Annotated in this window: 2 protein-coding genes; both read right to left on the bottom strand. The window is 61.5% G+C overall.

What is annotated here, in order from left to right:
* The coding region (locus P0D73_RS46695) for a sugar phosphate nucleotidyltransferase (protein WP_408436532.1) at positions 1 to 281 on the bottom strand (281 nt) is incomplete at its 3' end.
* 10 nt (positions 282 to 291) lie between these two features.
* Positions 292 to 519, bottom strand: a 228-nt coding sequence (locus P0D73_RS46690) for a GDP-mannose 4,6-dehydratase (RefSeq protein WP_408436529.1), incomplete at its 5' end; no start/stop codon positions are given.

Raw genomic sequence — 519 nt, 5'->3', positions numbered from 1 at the left:
ATGATGAACGCCTGCGCGAGCCCATCCGGCGACGGCTGAACCGCGTACTGGATGTTCATGCCCCACTGGCTGCCGTCGCCCAGCATCGCTTCGAAGCGCGGCGTGTCCTGCGGCGTCGAAATGATCAGCACGTCGCGAATGCCCGCCACCATCAGCGTGGAGAGCGGATAGTAGATCATCGGCTTGTCGTACACGGGCAGCAACTGCTTGGAGACCACATGCGTGATCGGATACAGGCGTGTGCCCGAGCCGCCCGCGAGAATAATGCCTTTGCGCGCCATTGCCGTGCCTTTACGCGCGCTGCGCGTAATTGGTCTCAACCCACTTGCGATAGTCGCCGGAGGCGACTTCGTCCGACCACTCCTGATTGTCCAGATACCACTGCACCGTTTTCGCGAGGCCCGTTTCGAATGTTTCCGCAGGCTTCCAGCCGAGTTCGCGTTCGAGCTTGCGCGCGTCGATCGCATAACGGCGGTCGTGGCCCGGACGATCCTTCACATAGCTGATCTGATCGCGGTA

Source organism: Paraburkholderia sp. RL18-101-BIB-B (assembly GCF_046026985.1).
Classification (GTDB): Bacteria; Pseudomonadota; Gammaproteobacteria; order Burkholderiales; family Burkholderiaceae; genus Paraburkholderia.
The sequence above is the reverse complement of the archived record's forward strand: the minus strand, read 5'-3'. Positions and strand labels throughout refer to the sequence as shown.